Source organism: Pseudoflavonifractor intestinihominis (assembly GCF_040096055.1).
In the GTDB taxonomy this organism is placed as follows: Bacteria; Bacillota; Clostridia; order Oscillospirales; family Oscillospiraceae; genus Pseudoflavonifractor; species Pseudoflavonifractor intestinihominis.
Window position 1 is genome coordinate 1 of sequence record NZ_JBBMFK010000071.1, and the last position, 630, is coordinate 630.

A 630-nucleotide genomic window follows, 5' to 3' on the forward strand; every position below is an offset into this window, starting at 1 on the left:
CTCCGTCTGGCCGTCCCCGCCCATGGCCGCCCGGACGGCGGCGCGGAAGTCGTCCATGGTCTTGCCGTGTCTGGGCCACCAGTGCTCCACGTCGGCGTGGTTGGAGGCGATGCCCGCCCGGTAGCCCTCGGCGTGGCAGAGGATGTCCTGTTCCGGATCCAGCTTGTACTCCTTGCAGAGATAGGCGCACAGGGCCACAGCGCGGGCCCACACAGCCTCAAAGTAGTCCTTCACCTCCTGGGGATCGTAGGCCATGAGGGAGCCCTTCTGGGCCGCTGCCGCCGCCAGGGTGGCGGGGCCGCAGGAGCCGTCCTGAGTGAGCCCCAGAGCGGCCTGGGCGGCCCTGGTGGCCGTCTCGGTGGCCGGGCCGAAGCTGCCGTCAACCTCCCCGGTGTACAGGCCCATCCGCTGGAGCTCCTGCTGCCAACGCTTGACGGCCCAGGCGCTCATGCCCTCGGCCCCACGGTACAGGGGCGCCCACTCCACCGGCAGCAGACGGCACTGGTCGGGCTCGCAGATCTCAAAGGCAATGTGGGTGTCGTTGGCGGTTGCACCGCTGGTGCCGGTTCCGGCGTGCCAGCCCCGGCAGGTCCAGGGCAGGGTCTGGAGTGTCTGGCCGTCGTCCACCAT

General features: G+C 70.3%; 1 protein-coding gene. It reads right to left on the minus strand.

The annotated features are described in order from the left end of the window. Nucleotides 1-630: peptidoglycan recognition protein family protein (locus WMO64_RS17055; protein ID WP_349232771.1), on the minus strand; the 630-nt coding region annotated here is incomplete at both ends.